Raw genomic sequence first — 20749 nt, forward strand, 5'->3', positions numbered from 1 at the left:
CGAATTTTAACAAAACAGATACAGCACCAAAAATGTCCCTATCCAAATTGATAGACAATTCTTAAATCCTGCTATTTCACAATTTGCTGAATGAGGGATTCGTATCGGTCGTCGTGCAAATGACCTGAAAGCCAGTCGCGTACAATAAATTTGAAAAACAGCATCGATGACTCATGCTGGTCTATTGCGGTTTGAAAATAATCCAAAGCTGTATCCGCATCGCCTACACAGGCATGCACAATGCCCATGTCGTAATTCGCCACAACCTGATTTTTGCTCAATGACGTCATCTGCGTAAGAATATCCCAGGCACTTTCCGTTTCATCGGATAATCCGAATAAGGCACCGCAGGCACTCAAAGTAATCCCGTTATAGTTCAGTTCCAGCGCAGTTTCCAGCGCTTCCTGACTATCCGGATAATCTTTCAGTGTGATTAGATTCAAGCCTGTGATCATATATCCACCCCAGAATGAAGGTTCCAGCGCGACCAGTTTTCTTCCCTGGCCAACTGCTTTTTCAATATTTCCGGCTATCCAATATACGTAAGCAGCATAAAAGTTATTGATTAGCGAAAATGGTTCCAGTGATAAGGCTTGGGTTACATGTTCATCCGCTTTGGCAAGATCGCCCGTCAAAGCGGAGTATAAGGCAAATTGGATATGTAATTCAGCAGCGTTCCAGTTTAATTCCAGTGCTTTTTTGAAAGTGACAGATGCGTTTGCAAAATCCCACTCATATAACATTTGCATACGGGCGAGCGCCAGATAACTTTCCGCAATCGAATTATCCAGTTCCAGCGCTTGTTCTGTTGCTTTTTTCATCAACGGCAAAGCTTTGGCCGCAGGAAGAAGACGATAAAACCACATGTTCAGATAACAGGAAGCGATTCCCGCGTACGCGATCGCATAGGTCGGTTCGAGCTCAATGGCCGACTGAAAATATCCAATTGCTTTATTGAATTCATCCGCTCCTGCAAATTTGTTGTGATAAAAACGGCCATGCAAATACAACTGATAAGCTTCCGGATTATTCGTATATCTTTTGAAAGGCGTTACTTCTTCGCCGCCCAGCAGTTGTATTTTTATTTCTTTCAAAATCGCCAGCGCAATCTCGTCCTGAATATCAAAAATGTCCATCAATTCCCGGTCATATTTCTCAGACCAGATTTGATACCCATCCTCAACCTTTATAAGATTTGCCGTAATCCGAAGCTTATTTCCGGATTTCCGGATGCTGCCTTCCAGAATATGATTGACATTCAATTGTTCACCGATCAATCGAATGTCCTGGTTTTTACCTTTGAAAGTAAAAGACGAAGTGCGCCCTGCTATCTGCAAATCAGGCACATGACTTAATACATTAATAATTTCCTCCGTTACTCCATCGCTAAAATACTCTTGCTCAGGATCATTGCTGAGATTCAAAAAAGGTAAAACGGCAATGGACACTTTCTGAGCAGTCGATTTTGTATTTTTTTCCATGGCAGACTTGTTTCTAAATTCGGTTGGAGTGATCTGGAAGCCTGGAAAAAGTATTTGCTAAATTCCGAGGACTTTCGATGCCCACAAGATACGCAATTTCAGAAATCCTCATATCAGTTTCTGCAAGCAGATTTCGAGCTTTTTCTAATCTTTTCTGATTAATATAAAGCGTATTTGGAAGGTGCGTTCTTCCTTAGCGATCCGAAATAGCTGCGAATAACTCAGTCCCATTTCTTTTCAAAGAACGTCAGAAGTCAAAGTCAGATTATCCACATTGCCGTCCAAAAAGATATTTAATTTATACCTGGTTCATTCAAGTCGAGCCATTCCTTTTTGGATACGGTAAGGCGTTTTGAAAAAATCCCCGACTACCTGGTTAAAGATATTTTTGTACACGACAAGCGTCGAATGTCCTGAGTTTGGCAAAATCCATAAATATGATTTTGGAATGGCATCCGCAATGATCATAGTATGTTTTGGCAAAATCACGTCATGATCTCCACCAATGACGAGTGTTGGACATTTTACGTTTTTCAAATCTGCGGTTGAAATATTCGGTTGCAAAATCATCAGATTCAGCAATTTCTTTTGCCCCTTTACAGCCGGTGTCTGCTGCACTTTTGCCAAACTATCATTTACCGTAACAATCCAGTTAAACAGTGAAGACTCAACAGCTGATGTATCCGGCCATAAATTTGCTCCGGTTATGGCCAGTTTCTTTACTTTTTCCGGATGTCTGGTTGCCAGCAGAATTCCATCGATTCCGCCATCACTCCACCCAATAACATTGCAGGAATCTACATGAAGCTTATTCAGTAATTCGTTGAGATCATCCGCCATCATTTCATAGGAAAGTGAATCAGCCATATCCGCTGATTTTCCCTGCGCCCGACTGTCGGCTACAATTACTTTATAATTTTTGGCAAAATATGGAATCTGGTTTTTGAAATTTTCTATGGAACCGCCATTCCCATGAATCAGCAAAAGTGGTTTTCCTGTGCCGTAAATTTCATAATACATCTTGAAACCACGGATGTCTGCGTATTTACCTGCTTTTGCATTGTTGCCGTACAAAACGTTTGCGGAAGATGATATTGGCAAAGAAGATTGGGCAAATGTACATGGCACGCACAATATAAAAAGCAGATAAACAAATAGGTTTTTATTCATTTTATTGATTTCAATTGAAATTTTTAACCAGTAAATCAATCCGTTGACTGACGCTTTTTTCCATTGTTTTTGAATAAACAAATATACCGATTCGAATATAACTTTTTGGGATATCTGCGCTAAACCTATTTTACGGATTTGATTTTTGCCCGCAAAAATGTTACTGATATTTAGATCCGTCTGAATAGAATATTCCGGTATGAAAATCGTGTGTGCATAATTATCTTCCTACCTATTTTAAATTTCACAATCAATCTCTGATCACTAAAGAGGGAGTTGACTGCTGATTTTCTGCGCTTTGATTCTGTTCCCGTTTTAATTTATGGTTAATCTTATTGAACGTATTTCAGGAAAAATCGGGCACAAAAAAAGCTCCGGAATTTCCGAAGCTGTTTCTAAACCCTCCTCTATCCGAACTTTTAAAGTCGCGGACTACATATATACGACACGGATGAAAGTTTAGATTTAGCGAATGAAAAAAAATCAAATATTTTTCGGTGCTGATTTAAATCATTCCTTTATGGAATAAAAAGTTTGCTGAATCTTCTAAACCTCAGAATAAAAAAGTTTAAAAGTTCTTCACTGTTCAGATTATAAAAAAATCTTTCCTCCTCGGTTCCTATTAATGAAAAAGATTGTTTGTTTGCGGTTTCCTTTATAAAATGAAAATCGATGATTGTTTTATATTCCTTTTCGTGATTATCATCCGTTTGTTCATCAAAAATTAACTGCTCACGCCGTATCTGATCAATGTGTACACCAATTTTATTGTATTTTTCCTGATCAAATTCCGAATAAAACCGCTCGTAAAATGCTTTGATGACCAGTGAAAAATCTCCATTTTTTGCCAGTTCCGACTGGAAAATATCAGAACGAAAAAAGCTTTGTAATTCTTCGGGAGCAGGTTTATTCATGAAAATATTTTAGCATCAACGTTAATAAATCGATCTTAAATTTATCCACGTTGTTTGAATATGCAAGTTTTAAAATCCTCTCGTCACGAGAATTCAAACGGATATTTCAAATAAATCAGTAGCAAGGGCGCAATCAGAAACGGTACTTCAATTATTGTTGCTTTTATTTCGCTAACATTCAAAAACATGGCCATAAGAAATAAAATGACCACGGCATTTAGCAAATTCCCGATGAAAAACGTTTGCGGAGCCAAAATAAGAAGCGCACCCAGAATGCTTAAAACACCAATAATTTTTATAGCCCCCGGACTTACATTCAATTTGTTAAACAATTCAACTTCAGGTCCTGTGTCACCGGGTTTTATATGAAGTGCTTGCCAGCCATGTTTCAAACCCATGTAAGCTGTGAACAAAATAAGTGCTCTACTGATTAACTTGATAATCATATCTGTATATTTTTTTACAAATCTAGAAATTACAGCTATTTTAAGTTTTGCTAAAATCAATCCAAAACTTACCAAAATCAAATTATCTACTTTAATTCTATTCCCATACTATCAAACAAAACATAATAACTAGCACTGCGATATTCGGACAAACATTGATGGTCACTCGGCGATGAAGTAACTCCAATTATACAATTCAACCAATTAATAGCAGTTTGAAGCAATCATTTGAAAGTTTTCGGGCAAATTTACCAGAGACGTCGAAAGTTGATTATATTTAATAAAATATTTTAAAATGTTTCCTGGACCAAATTTTATATATGAAACGAACTTTTTTGCTTCTCACTTCTATTTATCTCACCTTTTTTCAACCCAGTATTCCAGTTTCTGCAAAAGAGCCTGAAAATAATGTAGTTGAGGAAAAATCAATTTCTGAATCTGTACAAAAACCCCTGCCACGTATAGGGATAGTTGGTTTGGCAATTGAATCCAGTACATTCTCGCCGGCCCGTACGAATGAGGAAGCTTTTCATCCAAAACGTGGCGACCAGATTTTTACTTCTTATCCATTTTTTTCACCTGATTCTGTACTTCGCAAAAGTGCAAACTGGCTTCCGGCGTTTATGGGCCGTTCTTTGCCCGGTGGCACCGTTACGAAAGAGGCATATGAATCGATGGTAAAACAGTCGCTGGATTTGTTGAGAAAAAATCTTCCTTATGATGCCATTTTTTATGACATCCATGGCGCCATGAGCGTTGTTGGCATGGATGATCCCGAAGGAGATTTTCTGATCAGAATTCGTGAAGTGGTTGGCAAAAAACCGTTTATTTCAACTTCCATGGATTTGCACGGAAATGTTTCGTGGAGACTTGCGCAAAATACGGATTTAATAACCTGCTATCGAATGGCACCGCATGAAGATGCCATGGCGACCAAAAGACGAGCAGTAGCAAATATGTTGTCCCGACTGGAAAGCGGAAAAGGAAAACCTGCTTACAAAGCCTATATTCCTGTACCTATCTTATTGCCAGGTGAACAGACAAGTACAAGGATTGAGCCTGGAAAAACTTTGTATGCAGCCGTTTCTCCCGCTTCTTTGCAACCGGGAATTATCGATGCAGCAATCTGGATCGGGTATGCCTGGGCGGATGAACCACGCAACCACGCGGTGGTAATGGTAACCGGGGATGATAAGGAAAAAGTAACAAAAACGGCGGAAAAACTGGCAAGTAGCTTTTGGAATGTACGGTCAAAGTTTGATTTCGTGGCACCAACAGCAACATTAGATGAAGCGCTTAACGCCGCTGTTAAGAGCCAGAAACACCCATTTTTTATCAGTGATTCCGGCGACAACCCTACTGCGGGCGGAGCTGGTGATGTAACGTGGACTTTGACAGAAATTTTAAAACGTCCTGAATTTAAATCTGAAAATGGTCCTTCGCTTATTTATGCATCCATTCCCGGACCAGCTGTTGTTGAGGCTGCTATCAAGGCTGGCATTGGCGGAAAAATTGATGCTTTGGCCGGCGCAGCGGTTGATGCACGTTTTGCTCCGCCGGTAAGACTTGTCGGCACAGTTGAATCCATAGAGCACGGTGATTTGAACGCGGAAACGGAAGTTGTTATCAAAGTAGGAAGTGTCCATGTCATTGTCACCAAAAAACGTAAGCCTTATCATAAGGAAGCGGACTTTACCAGACTTGGATTGAACCCGCGCAAATCTGACATCGTGGTTGTCAAAATTGGTTATCTTGAACCTGAACTTTATAATATGCGCGCCGATTGGCTTCTGGCTCTAACTCCGGGAGGTGTTGATCAGGATTTGAAAAGACTCGGTTATAAAAGAATCCAGCACCCGATGTATCCTTTGGATAAAAACATGAAAGATCCGGATTTGAAAGCCAAACTTGTGCCATCATCCGAAAAATAAATAACAAAAGAGCGGCTAAATGAAGTTTTAGCCGCTCTTTTGTTATATCATTCAAAATTACAATCCCTCAGTATATTTTTTATAGTTATTCAAAATCGCCTGCCATCCGCCTTTTTGCATTTCAACCGGATTTTGATCCTCAGGATCGAACGTTTCGACAATCTTGGTCTCATTCCCATTTTCTTCAAATTCAATTTTCACTTTTCTGCCATCGCCCAAAGTATAGGATATCAATTTGTGCTCGGTCACTTCGTCATAGATACCACCAAAATCAAATCCGAAGCTGCCGTCCTTGGCTTCCATCCGGGTTGAAAATTCGCCGCCGGGACGAAGATCGTTTTCAGCTTTTGGCGTAAACCAGTCTTCGGACGCAAAACTCCATTGGGTAATATGTTCTGGCTTGGTCCAGGTTTCCCAGACTTTTTCAATGGGTGCTTCTATTGTTGCTTCAATGATTATGGGTTCAGCTGCCATTTCTTTATCATTTAGTTGTTTTTGTAATCTAAACTGCAACTTTTATTTAGTTAATCAAAAGACAGATTGTTAAATTTTTTCCCTGTTTGGATTATCCTTAAAGACAGATTACCCTATTCAACTTGACAGATTGAACAAATATTTCTTATTCCAGATATACCTGTTTTAATAACTAAAACCAATATTGAGATTTTTTCGAACAAACAAGTAAGATTTTTATTACAAATAAAATATTCCTTAGTAGCATAAAACAGCAAACGTATATAGAACAATGTTCGAAGCGAAATAGTAGGAATTTGACATTTTTATTCAAAAAAAACGGAAGCTTTTGGCATACCACAAATAATATTTTGCCTGATCTCGCTGAGGCAAAATAATTTTTCAAAAATTCAATTTTGACCTATAAAATTGTTACAATTTTGCTATTTTACTTCTTTTCATTAATTCGCGGGTCCACGTTTGAATTACGCATGCCACTTCGAATACCTTCTTGACATAATCAACATAAAATGCTTGTAATCAACAAAATAAGGAATTCTACAAGTTAGTAGAATTGTATATACTTTATTGAAAAAAGTTACAAAAAGCTATTGCAAATTAAATTTTGTTATAGTACTTAGATTCGAGCCGCAGAAAACGACCCAAAATTCCAATTTAAACCCTCGTTTGTAGAAGAACTTAATTTCAAGCATTTACAGGCTCAAAAACACAATTATCAGGTCATTAAAATTTAAGGATTACACTATCATTCCCTATCAGCTAATAAGCTTTATCTCACGATCATGAAAAATCTTTTCATTTTGTCTGTTGTACTTTTTCAAACAGTACAAGCGCAAAACATTGCACCAATTACAGCACCAGCCAGAATTTCTCAAACCGAAGTAGTGAAACTGGACGGCTTTGCAAAATCTTTGAATGTAGTAAATCTGGAACCCGCTTCGCTTAACAGTTTTGTAAAAAGAAATCCTCTGCAAGCGAAGAAATTTCAACTGGCCGTATCAAAAGATCTGACGCTGGACTTGACCATTCAGCAAAACGAAATCAGAAGTGCTGGTTACAAAGCTTCTATCACCACAGAAAACGGAGAAATAGTTGATTCATCCATGACGGCTGTCAACACTTATTCCGGATATGCGAATAATGATCCGAACCAGTTTGTACGTCTTTATATTGATAATGAACAGATTAAAGGAATAATCAGCGATGGAAAAAACGGTTTTTACGCCATTGAGCCTTTATCAACGATCACAAAATCGAATTTGTCAGACAATCGTTATGTGGTATATAACACAAAGGATGTAAAATCAACAGCTACGGGATGCGGAATTGAAGAGTCTGTGAGCCAGGTAGTTTCAAAAGCTCAAAGCAGTGCAAGAGAAGCTGCAACGGTTTCAGCGCAATGCAGAATTCTCGAAGTTGCCACGGATGCAGATTTTGAATATTACAAAAACCACCGTGACAACACCAATGCACGCATTTTGAACGATATGAATATTGTTGCAGGCATTTTCTTTAATACTTTCAACATCAAAATTTTGGTAACTTATCAACACGTATACGCCACTGCAAACGATCCTTATACATCAACCAATCCCGCCAAACTCCTTACTGAATTCACAAGTTACTGGAACAAGAACCACACGAATGTTAAAAGAGATGTAGCACATTTGTTTACATCCAAATTTCTTGAAGGATTTACCCTGGGTATCGCGCACAAAGGCGTCATTGGTAAAACACCTTCCATGGCTTATTCGCTGACCTATGGTACTACTAATGAGTATCTTACCACGGCGCATGAACTTGGCCATAATTTCAACGCTTCGCACCCGACAGATGCGGCATCAGGTTGCAGTGAAAAAGCTCCTTCACTAATGTGCAGCAGCCTTGACGACGCACCCATGTTCTCAGAATTTTCAAAATCAGAAATTAATGCCTGGATTGCCGGTAACGAAAACAGCTTGCTTACTTCGGATTACAACTTTGAAATTCTTGGAGATTCATCAGTTTGCAGTACTACAACATTCAGAGCGAATTTATTTGGAACATCAGTTTCATGGTCAAGTAGTAATTCTACTTTATTATCCATTAATCCTACGACAGGAGTTGCTAAAAGAATTGGAACAGAAAATGGACTTGTTACGATAACCGCTGTCATCGACGTATGTAGTACACCGGTCACGGTAACAAAAGAAGTTTATGTTGGGATTCCGGAAATTACTTTTTCTGCATCCGCTCCAAATACTAACGGTGTTGTTACAGCGATTATGACGGAAGTTCCTTATGCAACTTACAATTGGTATCTGGATGGAAATCTGGCTTTTAGTGGGATTAACAATGTAGAAGATATCAATAGCGGAAATTGCGGAACTGCACATTTTGTCCAGGCTACTATCAAAAATGCTTGCGGAACTACCCCAATGAGCAACAAAGTTTCTTTTAGCTGGCAGTGCACGCAATCCGGTCTTAGTGTATATCCAAATCCGGCAAGAGATGTAATAAATCTCGATTACAGCAGCAATTCAAATAAAGAAGTACAGCCAAAACAAATTGTTTTATACAATGAAAGATCCGATGTAGTGCGCACAATATCAAACCCGAGTACATTGACTGCAAATAGCAGCAAAACCCAGGTGGATGTGAGCAGCCTGCCACGAGGAACCTATTATTTATACGTGATGCCTAATGCCGGCTCCAAAGAAAAGGCTGATGTTAAAAGAATTTTACTGCAATAATACCTGTTTGCAACATTCGCTTTCAATGCTTTAACACAATCGATTATATTAAATTAATGTTTATTGGTAACTTTTTTGATTGAACAAATCAAACCATACTTCCTACACGAATTATAAAGAAATTAGGTTCAAGTATAGGTAAATTACATGCCGTCATGGAAAATTTATTTCCCAAATCATTTAAAATTAAAATCAAAAAGGAGGCTCTTGCCTCCTTTTAATCCTGATAGTATCTATTAAATTTCAACTTCGGGAATTGTCCACAACATGTATTCGTCGATCTGGTTCCAGGAATATCGGTAAATAATTCCGCGGGGTTCTTCTATAAAATCACTTCCTTCTGCATCTCTGTGCCCCACGCGCCATTGTGTAGTATTTTTTATTCTAAACTTTACGATTGAACCAGGCTCAGGCAGGTCTTCTTTTGTGATAATCTTCACTTTCATAATACACAATCTTTGTTTTCCTTTTTAAGTTACGACATTTTTAACCAATCCGGGTTTTTATTAAATCCTGATTGATTTTCAGAATGTTATTTCGAATGAAAATTCTGTGAAGACGCGAAGAATCAGGAAACAAAAAAGAACCCCGAAATCTCCGAAGTTCTTATAAGTATTATTTCTACCTAACTCACAATTTGTAAGTTTTGGCAAAAGTAAAACATTTGTAACCAATAGAACAATTAAAACAGAAAAAACTGCCGTGGTATGCAAACATTGATTAGATATTGCTAAATAACTCAGTCAAAAGTTGGTGATTTGCCAAAATCACAACATAAAAAAAGAACCTCAGAAAGTCCAAAGTTCTTTTCCAAACACCTATCTAATCGTCGTATTGAGTAATATGACGTTTATGCAGACAAGGCTGATAATAAAATAATCAGGCCAGAATGCATAAATAAAAAAGGACTTCGAAAACTACGAAGCCCCTTTAAAAACTACTACTCAACGTTACTGGTAAATATAAGCTGAATAATAAGTACAAAATAATTAAATTATTAAATGGCAAAATGCAAAATTGTATCTCATCAGGCACAAAAAAAGAACCATTTTCAGGTTCTTTTGCATTTTTGCAGAATCAATTTTGTTGCCATTTAATCATATTATTCATTTGGTATTAACGCCAAAAACGTTTCCCGACTGCATTCTCCATTTAAGTAATTGATGGCAAGCACAGCAATGGCCTGGCTTACATGGTTTTTAATGGAAGATGAAATCTGGTCGTAGGAATTTTTATTTTCTGTCAGTAAAATAATTGCTTCTTCGTAACCTTCTTTTGCAGCAGAATTCTCTTCCAAATTTAAAGATTGTAATTCAAGATTATGACGAATTATGCTTACAGTTTCCAGTACCTCAGCCTGTGCCGGCGTAACAGATTCAAATTCCTTTTGCTCTGATGAATTCATATTTATAATAATTTATGTACCGCTTCACTAAAAAGTTTGCAGCATCGTGCATATAAATCTTTGTTTCCGGCATTGATTTTCCAGATGAAAGAATCAATTTCCCTGAGATAAATCCTGGCAAAACCAGCATCATTTTCTACAATTGAACTTGTGTTATCAATAATATCAGCGTACTTAACCGTCTGACAATAAGGCTTTATTTTCCATAATCGTTGTGCTTCAAAACCTTTTCTGAGTTTGCGGTTAAATTTGGGATAAGCTTCTTTCGTGAATTTATCAGTAAGATCGTTCACACCTCTCAATATCGTGTCCCTCCCAGATTTGTCGTAACCCAGATTCAGTAAATGCTCATTTAATTTGTCGGGAGTACACATCGTATCCTCAAATAAATCATGACACAAAGCAATTTCAATTTCAAAATGAATGGTTGAATAGTCACTCACAATATGCGCTACGGATAAAAGATGGGTCCAGTACGGCTCACCAGAGTACTTCCGTTTTTGCTCGCCATGCTGTTCTTTCACGAAATCAAATAGCTCCCACTGCTTATCTGACAATTCCATTCAAATTGATTTTTAGTTTTTTCAATAACGTTACTTCCGTATACAAGTTTTATTTTTTTTCGAACAAATGCCAGTATATAGCGCTTACAACCTAAGAATCAACATATTTTACAAAATAATCATGATATCAGGATCAGAACTTTCCTTGTCATCCAGATATTCCCACTCCCTGATTTCCTCAGCGGTATAACTGATGCCGCTATCTTCCGGTCCTTCATCACCAATTTTTTCTACAAACGCATGAATGGCCGAGTTGTAAATTCCTTCGTGACTTATTCCTGATTGGTCCGTAAAAAGAATAGGAATGTGATCTGAAGGCAAATTTGTGTTTTCCATAATGTCTCATTTTTTAATGATAACGGAATTTAACAAAAATCAATCCAGGTTTGAAGAAAGGAATTTGTCAACATGAATTATGCCCAATCCATTTAATCGAAAATCCGGATTTCATAAACCACAAATATTATGAACATGAAACCTATTAAAAGCGAAGAAGAATATGAAACTATTTTAGAATGGATTGATATTTAATTCAATAACAAACCTGATCCTGCTAGCCAAGAAGGAATAATTTTAAAAAACGCTTTGAAGCAAATAAAAATTTATGAAGATATTCATTATAAAATACCACCACACTATTCAAATAATGGGTAAGATAACTAAGGTTTAACTTGTCCTGAAATAATCATTTTGGCCTCCAAATTTCCCGGAGACAGGACCAGAACCTTACGTGCGTATTTTTCTGCGCCTTCTTTGTTCTGCATTTTAAAATACAATTTGGCAATCTGTAATGGAGCAGATTTATCGCTGGAATCCTTTGAAAAAGTGTTTTTCAGTTCAATAATATTCAGGGCAGAATTTTTAACAGGATTCAAATCGAAGCGGGAAGTATTATTTGCAACCGCGTAATCCAGATATGGAATTGCTTCTGCGGGTTTGTCAAGTTTCAGCAAAATGACAAAAAGATATCGTGCAATATCAAAAGTCGGGGAAAGCGAAAATGCTTTTTTGAAGTTAAAAACGGCGTTTTTCTCGTCCTTCATTTCTCCGCTCAACATTGCAGATTTTAGATAATACTGAGCATCAGTTGGATATTCCAGAATTAAAGTTTCTACCGTTTTTCTGGCATTTACCAAATCGTGATTTTCAACATAATAATTGTACGCACGGTCCATTGCATCCAGCCAGGAAATTTTCCGGTTGGCTAATTCATAAGCTGTTTTTTCTTCAAAGGAATTTATTTTGAAAGAATCCGAACGCATTGTCCCGGTAAAAGGCCAGCTGCTTTTCAAATTTGCTACTTTATAAATACCTGACAAAGAATCAATTTTTGTTATCGGCATTTCTTTTAACAAAACATCAAAACTAATTTTTTCACCGGATGTTTTAATAATTTTTAGTTTTTCAATTTCATCAAAGAAAACGTCGGACATAAGTGCATAACCCATTAAATCCGGATGAACATGTTCCAGAATTAATTCATCTCCAATAATTTGATTGGCTGCATGTGTTTCAAAAATACTTTTGGTATCTACAAGATGTGCGTTGGAATATTTTGATGACAGATTTTTCAAAATAGTATTTAACTCATCCGGCGCTCTGAATCGCAAACCGTCAAGGTCTTTTGCTTTGGAAAAATATCGACGTGCTTCATTATAATTTTTCGAAGCATATGTAAGCTTTCCCAGATAGTAATTGCTCTCCGCATTTTCGGAATAACTTTTATCAGCCGCTTTGAAAAAATTAAAAGCTGAGTTGTAATTCTTGTTTTTAAAGGCTTTTAAACCAAGCTTAAAATTCAGTGAAAAACCTGGAAATTTGGTGCTATCAACCGGGAAACTCACGAATGGTTTAAGGTCTTTTTCATTACTGACAAGATTACTGATCAATACTGGAATGTTGTGTTTGCTAAACAATTCAAGCGTTTCATCCATATTCCCTTGAAACTGCTCAACTCCCCTTTTATACAAATCAGACTGATAAGGAATTTTTTGTTCTGATACCATTCGCTGCATTCTTGTGCCCTCAGAATCCGGATTTTTGGAACTGGTAGTACTTATTATTTTGTCGTAAAAGTTAGTGATCAGCTGTATAATTTTCAGCTCCCGCAGTTTGAGAATTAACTTAATCAGAAAACGATTTCCACCAATATTTTCAGTTGAACCTACGCCCAAAGCACCGTAATATTCATTATGTCCGGTATAAATTAAAACCGCATCTGGTTCATAATTAATGACTTCTTTTGCAAAACCCGCAACCGTGTAAGAATTAACGGCGGTGAGGGAAATGTTGACAATTTCAAACTTTTGATCAGGATAAATATGTGTCAGCCGGTATAAAAGCCAGCGATGAAATGAGCCGTTATGAAAATATGGATAACCGATCGTAGTGGATTCTCCCAAGACAAAAAATCTTAAAGTGCCATTTTCCTTTTTCTTTTTAAAAGGCTCAACATTTCCGGTTGTCGCGTTTTTTTGATTTGAAAAATATCGTTTTGAAGCGTCAGGATTCAGGAAAAGGTAATTTTTATCCTGCGGATATTCGATAAATAAACTCAGATCATTACCATAATTAAAAGTCCTCAAAGCAATTTCAACAAGAAATAACAACAAAAAAGGTAACAGCATACTGATCACCCGAAAGGCGATTATCCGATCTGGTTTCGGAGCTGATTTCCTTGTCAAAACTTGCTTTTTACTCATTATTGAAAGTAACAATATAAGGGAAAGAAATTCACATGCACGCCAGATTTTCTGATGAGAAACCTAACATCTAATTACTCTTAACAACAGAAAATAGTTTAACCATGCCGTAGCACGATTAAACTATTTTTCTTTCAAAGACTGGTTTACTATTAATAACCGGCATTTTGCTGCCATTCCGGATTTCTTACCATTTCAGTATAAGGAATCGGCGCAATGTATTTCTGGCTGATATTTGTGCCAGTCGGAATTGGATTTTCAACAGGATTTCTGGCCGCAATTATTTGTGGAAGCATTTGCAGCCTGACAATATCAAACCACCTTACACCAAATTCACCAGCAAATTCATAAGCTCTTTCATACACCACAGCATCACGAAAAGCAGTTTGTGAAAGTCCTGGCGTCAGATCCGGCAAACCTGCGCGCTTTCGGACAAGATTGATTGCCGCATAACTATCCGCCGTCGGTGCTGATGCCATGGCGGAAGCTTCCGCATAACAAAGTAAAACAAGCGGATAACGAATAATGTCGGTCGCTTTGTTGGTACTTGGCTGGATTGAAAGCAGTTGTGAATCTGTTTCCTTCACACCATCACCATTTAATCCTGCCCTGAATTTTTTGTAATATGGATGCTGCGCATGTGTTTCGGCCGAACTCCACGGAACGAGTTTGAATGTGGTTTTGTCCGGCTGTCTCAACTTTAAAGTTGTATAAAAAGTTAAATCTGTACGCGTACATTTCGGTGCATTTTCAAAGAAAGTTATTTCCGGATATACATCATCCCATCCGCTTGATCCATCAACGGCCACTTCGTCCAAAGGTACATTACTTGATCCAAAACGACGGTTTGGAAGTCCTCCGCCTATATTATATTGCAACGCGAAAATGGATTCCGTACTGTTGTTTGTTGTAAAAACTTTGTCGTACGGTGTATTCAGATTATACACATTGGCATCAATCACCGATTTTGCTTCGGATGCTGCCAAGGCATAATTTTCAACTTTATTGAGTGGCCAGCCAGCCATTGTCAGATATACATCAGCTAATAGTGAGCTTGCTGCATACCTGTTTGGTTTTCCCTGTTCCAGTTTTGTGCCAAGTAAGGTTTTTGCCATTTGCAGATCACTCACAACCGCTTCATAAACTTTGGAAACCTCATCCCTTGGCGGACGATCATTCACATCAATCGATCCCAAAATCACAGGCACCGGTCCGAAAGTTCTTACCAGATAATAGTAACAAAGGCCTCTTAGAAAATAGGCTTGTCCGGCAGAAGCATTTTTCAATTCTTCTGTTGAACTAACCTTACTATAATTTTCAATTACGTTATTCGCCTGATAAATAGTTTCCCATGGACCCTGCCATTCGGCAACCATGGATTGATTGGTACTACCCCCGGCAAGTTTATCAAAATCACGCTGATCCTGTTTATTCAAACCCGGATCTGTCGTGTAATCGTCCGAGCCGAAATAAGAAGTTTCCTTACTGGTAAAACCCCAGCCACCATCCCGGGCAAGGCGGATATACATCGCAGCAACGGAGGCGTCGAGGTCACTTTGTGTTTTGAAATATGTGACTGGTGTCAAAGTACCTTTCGGATCTTCGGTGAGCGACTGGCACCCGGCGAAAATCATCATGGAAAGGATTACTGTCAAAATTGAATATGTTGTCTTCATTTTATATTCTTTAATAAAATTTAGAATGATTGGTTACAGCGAGGTTCAGATTACAATCCCAGCCGGACTCCAACAGTGTAAGTTCTCGGATTTGGAATAACACCGAATTCCTGGCCTTGCGAGATAGCGTCGTTTCCGTTTTCAACTTCCGGGTCATAACCTTTGTAAGGCGTGATCATGAAAAGATTTTGACCGCTCACATAAACTTCCAGACTTCTCACTCTGATTTTGCTTAACAAATCAGTTGGTATGCGGTAGGAAATTGCGACGTTTTTCAGTTTGATATAACTTGCATTGTACACATAACGGCTGCTCAAATTGTAGTTTTTCCCAGTGTTGCTCCAAGCCGGATTGTTGGTTTCATGCTCAGGCGACCATAAGTTTTCAGGAACTGCTTCAACCGTGGTTGCATTTTTCATATCACCCAATCCACCCCATAAATATGCCTGAGTCTGAGAGAATTTCTGGTTGCCCTGCGTTCCCTGGAACATAAAACTTAAAGTGAAAGCTTTGTAAGAAACGTCGTTAATAAATCCAAAACTGTACTTTGGCGTACCATTTCCGATCGGCACATAATCCGCAGATGTGTACGCTTTGTCGCCGTTAACATCTCTATATTTTGCATCGCCCGGTTTCATACCGAAGGCTGCGGCCTGAGCTGCTTCGTTGGACTTCCATGTTCCCTGAAAATCGAAACCATAAAATTCACCAAGTGGCATGCCCACTTTCAAAATTCCCTGGTTTGTAACGCCACCGGTAATTACGTTGTCAAGTCCTCCAAGATCAAGTACTTTATTTCTGTTAAAAGCGATGGTAAAGTTGGTATTCCAACGCAGATTTTCTGTCACAACCGGTGTTCCACCCAAAGCAAATTCAAGACCTTTATTAGAAACACTACCGATATTGCGGCTGTAAGTTCCACCACCCAGATAGAAAGGAGCCTGGTAATTATAAAGTAGATCGTTGATCGTATTTTTGTAAGCATCAGCTGTAAATGTCAATCTTCCGTTCAGGAATGCTGCATCGATACCAACATCATACGAAGTTTTTACTTCCCATTTCAATGAAGGCGAAACAGGCGATCCTAGTGGCGTGGCAACACTTGGCGTGCTTCCGTCGAAGTAATAGGATGGCTGTGTACCGCCCGTAGAAATCACAGGAATGGTTGAATAAGCTGCAACCGCCTGGTTACCAGTTTGTCCGTAAGATGCTCTGATTTTAAGATTATTGATAAATCTTGAATCTTTCAGGAAATCTTCATTGGCAATATTCCAGCTAACACCGACAGACGGGAACGAGCTGTATTTATCTGTCAAGTGAGACGAACCATCCGTACGAATACTGGCTGTTACAAAATATTTTTCCTTGAAAGAATAGTTAACCCGTCCCATATAAGAGCGCAAAACATCAGCCGAATAAGTAGAGGAAGTTTGCTGTGTTCCCCCCAGACTTAAATTATAATATCCAAGTGCGTAGGTCGACAAGTTTTTTGCCAAAGCCTGAACAGCAGTATTTTGTCCCGACATTACTTCGTATAAACCTGTCACGGTAAGTGAGTGATCGCCGAATTTTTTCTTGTAGGTCAAAAAGTTACTGCTAAGAAAACTGTGCGACCTATTAGAATTAATTTGAGCATAATCAGATTTAGAATCATATGCTCCCGTTCCTGGTCCGAAAACCTGCTGGCCAAAACCTGAACCAAGCGAATAAACATTGGTAGAAGTAAAAGTAAGGTCGTTCAGGATTTTGTAAGTAAATGTTCCTGTTCCGGAAACGTTGGTACTTGTATTATCAACACGCTGGTTGTTGGCCTGCGCGATTGGATTGAACTGAATCGAAGCGTAAGATGAGTGGGAAATGTAATTTCCGGTCACAGGATCACGAATCGGTGAAGTCGGATCCCATTCTACCGCCTGGTTGAACGGATCACCCAAACCTCCGCCGTAACTGTTGTTATGATTTTGAGGAATGGTTGCAGCCACAATGAATTTGATATTCATGCGGTCGTTTATCCTTGTATCGATATTAGAACGAAAAGAAGCTCTTTTGTAAGACTGATTTAAAATCACACCAGGCTGATCAAGATAGCCCAGTGAAAAACGATATTTGACCGCGTCTGTTCCACCCGAAACATCAAGCTGGTAATTTTTGACAAATGGTTTGGTATGCAATTCATCCTGCCAGTCCGTACCGCCATTTTGTTTAAATGCCTGAAGCTGGGTTTCATTAAAAGCTGGCGTGCTTCCTGTGGAAACAAATTGAGAATTTACCGAGCGCGCAAAATCATAGGCATTCATCAGTTTCAGTTTTCTTGGAATAGACGCCTGCTGAACCCACGATTCCAGATTGATCTGCATTTTTCCTGATTTCCCCGATTTCGTTGTGATCATCACAACGCCGTTGGAACCTCTTGAACCATAAATTGCTGTTGATGCCGCATCTTTCAAAATCTCGATCGATTCAACATCATTCACATTCACGTCAGATCCGGAACCGATATTTCCATCAATTACATAAAGTGGTTCATTACTCCCGGTAATGGAATTTGCTCCACGAATTTTCACCCGAAGTCCTTGTCCCGGCTGACCGTTCTGGCTTACAACCATCACTCCGGCCGTAGTTCCCTGTAATGCCTGTTCCAATCTTGAAAGCGGACGTTTAGCAATTTCCTTGGCCGAAACTGTACTGGTAGCACCCGTCACTTCACTTTTACGCTGCTCTCCGTAACCTACTACAACAACCTCATCCAGTCCACGTTCGCTTACTTTCAGATTAACATCAACCGAAGTTTTGCTACCGACGGGAACTTCCTGGCTTTCATATCCTACAAAGCTGAAAATCAGGACAGCGCTTGCGGCTTGTGCGTCCGGAATATCCAGCTGATACTCACCACCAGCATCGGTTGTGGTTCCGGTTTGTGTACCTTTTATAACAATACTTACTCCTGGCAGTCCGGCATTTTTCTCGTCCGTTACCTTTCCTTTAATGCCAATCAATTTTATTTCTGACCCTTGTTCCGCAGGTTGATTTGTGGCAGAACCAGCATCAGAATCAGGCTCATTTGCAGGTACCTGCGTTTGTTTCATCGACTGCTTCAATTCTTTAATTGAATTTGAATCAGCATCTTTCGGGAAAATCGCATAGATCTTTCCGTGTTTTTTATATTCCAGTCCGCTGGCTTTCAAAACTCTGTCAAGTGTCGCATCCACATCTTCACCCGACTTTAAAGGATACTGCACCTGCATCGATTTAATTTTTTCATTTTGATACATGAAATAAATCGAATGTTTCTTTTCCAGATCTTTCAAAACCTGATCCAGACTTTTATATGTTGTTTGGGAAACCGGTGCTTTTTGAGGCACTTGTCCCCGGGCAAATATCTGAGCATCAGCAATGGAATGACAAAAACAGGTCAGTCCCATTATGAGTAGACTAATTTTTTTCATGGGAATTCAATTAAGGTTTTAGTGGAAATTTTTGATTTAGTTTAGTACTAGCGATTCCTGATAGTCAAATGGTTTTCATGGTGCAGAATTGTTATTGGTAAAATACTTTCAAGCGAACTGAGCAAATCATCCATATTGTCGGTAGGAACCACCCCGCATATCTTTTTGCTGCGAAGAGAATCATCCTCAATGGTAACGGTAACACCAAACGTTTCACGGATCAGGTTGGAAATTTCTTCCAGAGATGTATCGCTTAACGTCCAGCGATTATTTTTCCAGGAGAAAACAGGCGTGGCATCTTTCAAATGCCTGACTAAAAGTTTTTTATTATTTTGGGAGAAATCAACCAGGTCGCCGGGTTTCATCCGGACTTCATTTTTATTCCCGATGCCGCATAGATAAAGATTGACGCTGCCTTCACTCAATACCACCTGCGTCTGGTTTTTTCTGGTGTTGACATTGAATTCAGTTCCTTTTACTTGAACATCCAGATCGGGCGTGTGTACGATAAATTTCACTGGAACACCATTTTTTTTCAATTTACTTACACTGAAAAATGCTTCACCTTCCATCCAGACTTCACGTTCTTTTGCAACGCCCCAACGGTCCGAGATACGTAAGTTTGAATTTGCGTTAAGCGTTACCAGTGAGCCATCAGGTAGTAATAATCTTCTGGACTCACCGAATGCAGTGCGGTAAGTTTGGTTTTGAACGCGTTTGTAAAAATATCCGGCAAAAGCGACGCATAAAATGGTAACAGCCGCCGCGACTTTCATCCAGAATCTGACACTTTGAAAAACATTTGTTCTTGCCTGTTTTCCATTCTCAATTCCTTCCCAGATTTTGTTGATGATGAATTGTGAAGGGGAAATCTCGTCGTCGGAGGTTGCAAGAAGTACTAACTGACGTGCAATTTCTATGTCCTTATTTTTGCCAGTGTTATCATTCAGCCAGTTACGCCAGAAAGTTTCCGATTCCGAGGTAGGCTCCAAAACCCACCGGCAGAAAAATTCATCCAGCGCAAAATCCTCCGGTTCAAATAACAAATAATTCATAGAAAATCTTGTTTCTCTTATTCATCAATCAAATGGGAGAATTCGAAACAGATTACCCTAAGAATTAAACTTTTTTTTGAAATATTTAAATTATCTCAAACCAGACTTCAATTTCCGAAACAAAGCATAATGACCGCAGACAAAATGATCTCGGAATAATCGGAAAGTATTTCCCGCAAACCTTTCATGGATTTTTGAAGTGTATTGTGCACCGACTGGATCGAGATGTTCATAATTTCTGCAATCTGCTGGTGATTGAATTCATTGAAAAAACGAAGATTAACAACTTCCTGCTGACGGGGAGGTAATTTCAGCAAAGCTCTTCCAAGCATTTTTTTTCGGGTGCCTTCGCTTTCCGTATCGATCAGCTGGCTTTCCGCAGAACCTGAGAAGAACTTTTGCTCCATGGATTCGATACCACAATCTGTGGTTTTTCGCATTAGAGGATTCTGCGTAATCTTTCTTCTGAGTACTCGGAAAAGATAAAATTTGACAGAATCCGTATCGGACAATCGCTGACGACTATTCCAAAGTTCAATAAACATGTCCTGGATCGCATCTTCAACCAGTTCAGAATCAATCGTAAGCTTATGTCCATACTTGTACAATACTTCAATGTAGGTTTGATACAACATGGAAAAGGCGTGATCATCTCCGTTCCGAAAGCTTCTCCACAAGTCAACGTCATTCATATGATTTTGCCAAAAGGGTTAAAAATTAACTATGGCAAACTTAGATTAGCAGTCTTAAGAAA

Annotated in this window: 17 protein-coding genes; 2 read left to right on the top strand and 15 right to left on the bottom strand. The window is 38.8% G+C overall.

Features of this window, described 5'->3' with window-relative positions; genetic code table 11:
• Window positions 1-71: 71 nt before the first annotated feature.
• From IEE83_RS22680 to IEE83_RS22700, 5 genes are all read right to left on the bottom strand, one after another.
• The gene (locus IEE83_RS22680; RefSeq protein WP_194122766.1) at window positions 72-1481 is read right to left on the bottom strand and encodes an AraC family transcriptional regulator; all 1410 of its coding nucleotides are present in this window, start codon (window positions 1479-1481) and stop codon (window positions 72-74) included.
• 13 nt (window positions 1482-1494) lie between these two features.
• The gene (locus tag IEE83_RS33635; RefSeq protein WP_194123518.1) at window positions 1495-1644 is read right to left on the bottom strand and encodes a helix-turn-helix domain-containing protein; all 150 of its coding nucleotides are present in this window, start codon (window positions 1642-1644) and stop codon (window positions 1495-1497) included.
• A 146-nt stretch (window positions 1645-1790) separates the two neighbouring features.
• On the bottom strand, window positions 1791-2651 hold the full coding sequence (locus IEE83_RS22690) for an alpha/beta fold hydrolase (RefSeq protein ID WP_194122767.1): 861 nt from the start codon (window positions 2649-2651) through the stop codon (window positions 1791-1793).
• Window positions 2652-3169: 518 nt separating this feature from the next.
• A complete protein-coding gene (locus tag IEE83_RS22695; RefSeq protein ID WP_194122768.1) occupies window positions 3170-3565 on the bottom strand; it encodes a hypothetical protein in 396 nt (131 codons plus the stop codon).
• 83 nt (window positions 3566-3648) lie between these two features.
• Window positions 3649-4011 carry a hypothetical protein gene (locus tag IEE83_RS22700; protein ID WP_194122769.1) on the bottom strand — a complete coding sequence of 121 codons (363 nt, stop codon included), beginning with the start codon at window positions 4009-4011 and terminating at the stop codon, window positions 3649-3651.
• A gap of 320 nt (window positions 4012-4331) precedes the next feature.
• Between IEE83_RS22700 and IEE83_RS22705 the strand changes: the two genes are divergently transcribed.
• Window positions 4332-5942 carry a M81 family metallopeptidase gene (locus IEE83_RS22705; protein ID WP_194122770.1) on the top strand — a complete coding sequence of 537 codons (1611 nt, stop codon included), beginning with the start codon at window positions 4332-4334 and terminating at the stop codon, window positions 5940-5942.
• Between the two features lie 57 nt (window positions 5943-5999).
• On the opposite strand, the gene IEE83_RS22710 is transcribed toward IEE83_RS22705, so the two are convergent.
• Window positions 6000-6416 carry an SRPBCC family protein gene (locus tag IEE83_RS22710; protein WP_194122771.1) on the bottom strand — a complete coding sequence of 139 codons (417 nt, stop codon included), beginning with the start codon at window positions 6414-6416 and terminating at the stop codon, window positions 6000-6002.
• A gap of 782 nt (window positions 6417-7198) precedes the next feature.
• On the opposite strand from IEE83_RS22710, the gene IEE83_RS22715 reads away from it, so the two are divergent.
• Window positions 7199-9148, top strand: a complete 1950-nt coding sequence (locus IEE83_RS22715) for a M12 family metallo-peptidase (RefSeq protein ID WP_194122772.1) — start codon at window positions 7199-7201, stop codon at window positions 9146-9148.
• 236 nt (window positions 9149-9384) lie between these two features.
• On the opposite strand, the gene IEE83_RS22720 is transcribed toward IEE83_RS22715, so the two are convergent.
• The 9 genes from IEE83_RS22720 to IEE83_RS22760 all read right to left on the bottom strand — a co-directional run bounded on the left by IEE83_RS22720 (window position 9385) and on the right by IEE83_RS22760 (window position 20687).
• Entirely contained in the window at window positions 9385-9594 is a 210-nt protein-coding gene (locus IEE83_RS22720) for a hypothetical protein (protein ID WP_194122773.1), read from the bottom strand.
• A gap of 656 nt (window positions 9595-10250) precedes the next feature.
• On the bottom strand, window positions 10251-10553 hold the full coding sequence (locus tag IEE83_RS22725; protein ID WP_194122774.1) for a hypothetical protein: 303 nt from the start codon (window positions 10551-10553) through the stop codon (window positions 10251-10253).
• A 2-nt stretch (window positions 10554-10555) separates the two neighbouring features.
• Window positions 10556-11116, bottom strand: coding sequence for a metal-dependent phosphohydrolase (locus IEE83_RS22730; RefSeq protein WP_194122775.1), 561 nt, complete (start codon window positions 11114-11116; stop codon window positions 10556-10558).
• A 108-nt stretch (window positions 11117-11224) separates the two neighbouring features.
• On the bottom strand, window positions 11225-11452 hold the full coding sequence (locus IEE83_RS22735; RefSeq protein WP_194122776.1) for a hypothetical protein: 228 nt from the start codon (window positions 11450-11452) through the stop codon (window positions 11225-11227).
• A 323-nt stretch (window positions 11453-11775) separates the two neighbouring features.
• The gene (locus IEE83_RS22740; protein ID WP_194122777.1) at window positions 11776-13818 is read right to left on the bottom strand and encodes a hypothetical protein; all 2043 of its coding nucleotides are present in this window, start codon (window positions 13816-13818) and stop codon (window positions 11776-11778) included.
• Between the two features lie 152 nt (window positions 13819-13970).
• On the bottom strand, window positions 13971-15494 hold the full coding sequence (locus IEE83_RS22745) for a RagB/SusD family nutrient uptake outer membrane protein (RefSeq protein WP_194122778.1): 1524 nt from the start codon (window positions 15492-15494) through the stop codon (window positions 13971-13973).
• A gap of 50 nt (window positions 15495-15544) precedes the next feature.
• Window positions 15545-18940: a SusC/RagA family TonB-linked outer membrane protein gene (locus IEE83_RS22750; protein ID WP_194122779.1), complete on the bottom strand. Its 3396-nt coding sequence runs from the start codon at window positions 18938-18940 to the stop codon at window positions 15545-15547.
• A 47-nt stretch (window positions 18941-18987) separates the two neighbouring features.
• Window positions 18988-19995: a FecR family protein gene (locus tag IEE83_RS22755; protein WP_194122780.1), complete on the bottom strand. Its 1008-nt coding sequence runs from the start codon at window positions 19993-19995 to the stop codon at window positions 18988-18990.
• Between the two features lie 107 nt (window positions 19996-20102).
• Complete coding sequence (locus IEE83_RS22760; RefSeq protein ID WP_194122781.1) at window positions 20103-20687, bottom strand: RNA polymerase sigma factor; 585 nt, start codon at window positions 20685-20687, stop codon at window positions 20103-20105.
• Between the last annotated feature and the right edge of the window lie 62 nt (window positions 20688-20749).

The sequence above is a fragment of the Dyadobacter subterraneus genome, from assembly GCF_015221875.1.
Lineage (GTDB): Bacteria > Bacteroidota > Bacteroidia > Cytophagales > Spirosomataceae > Dyadobacter > Dyadobacter subterraneus.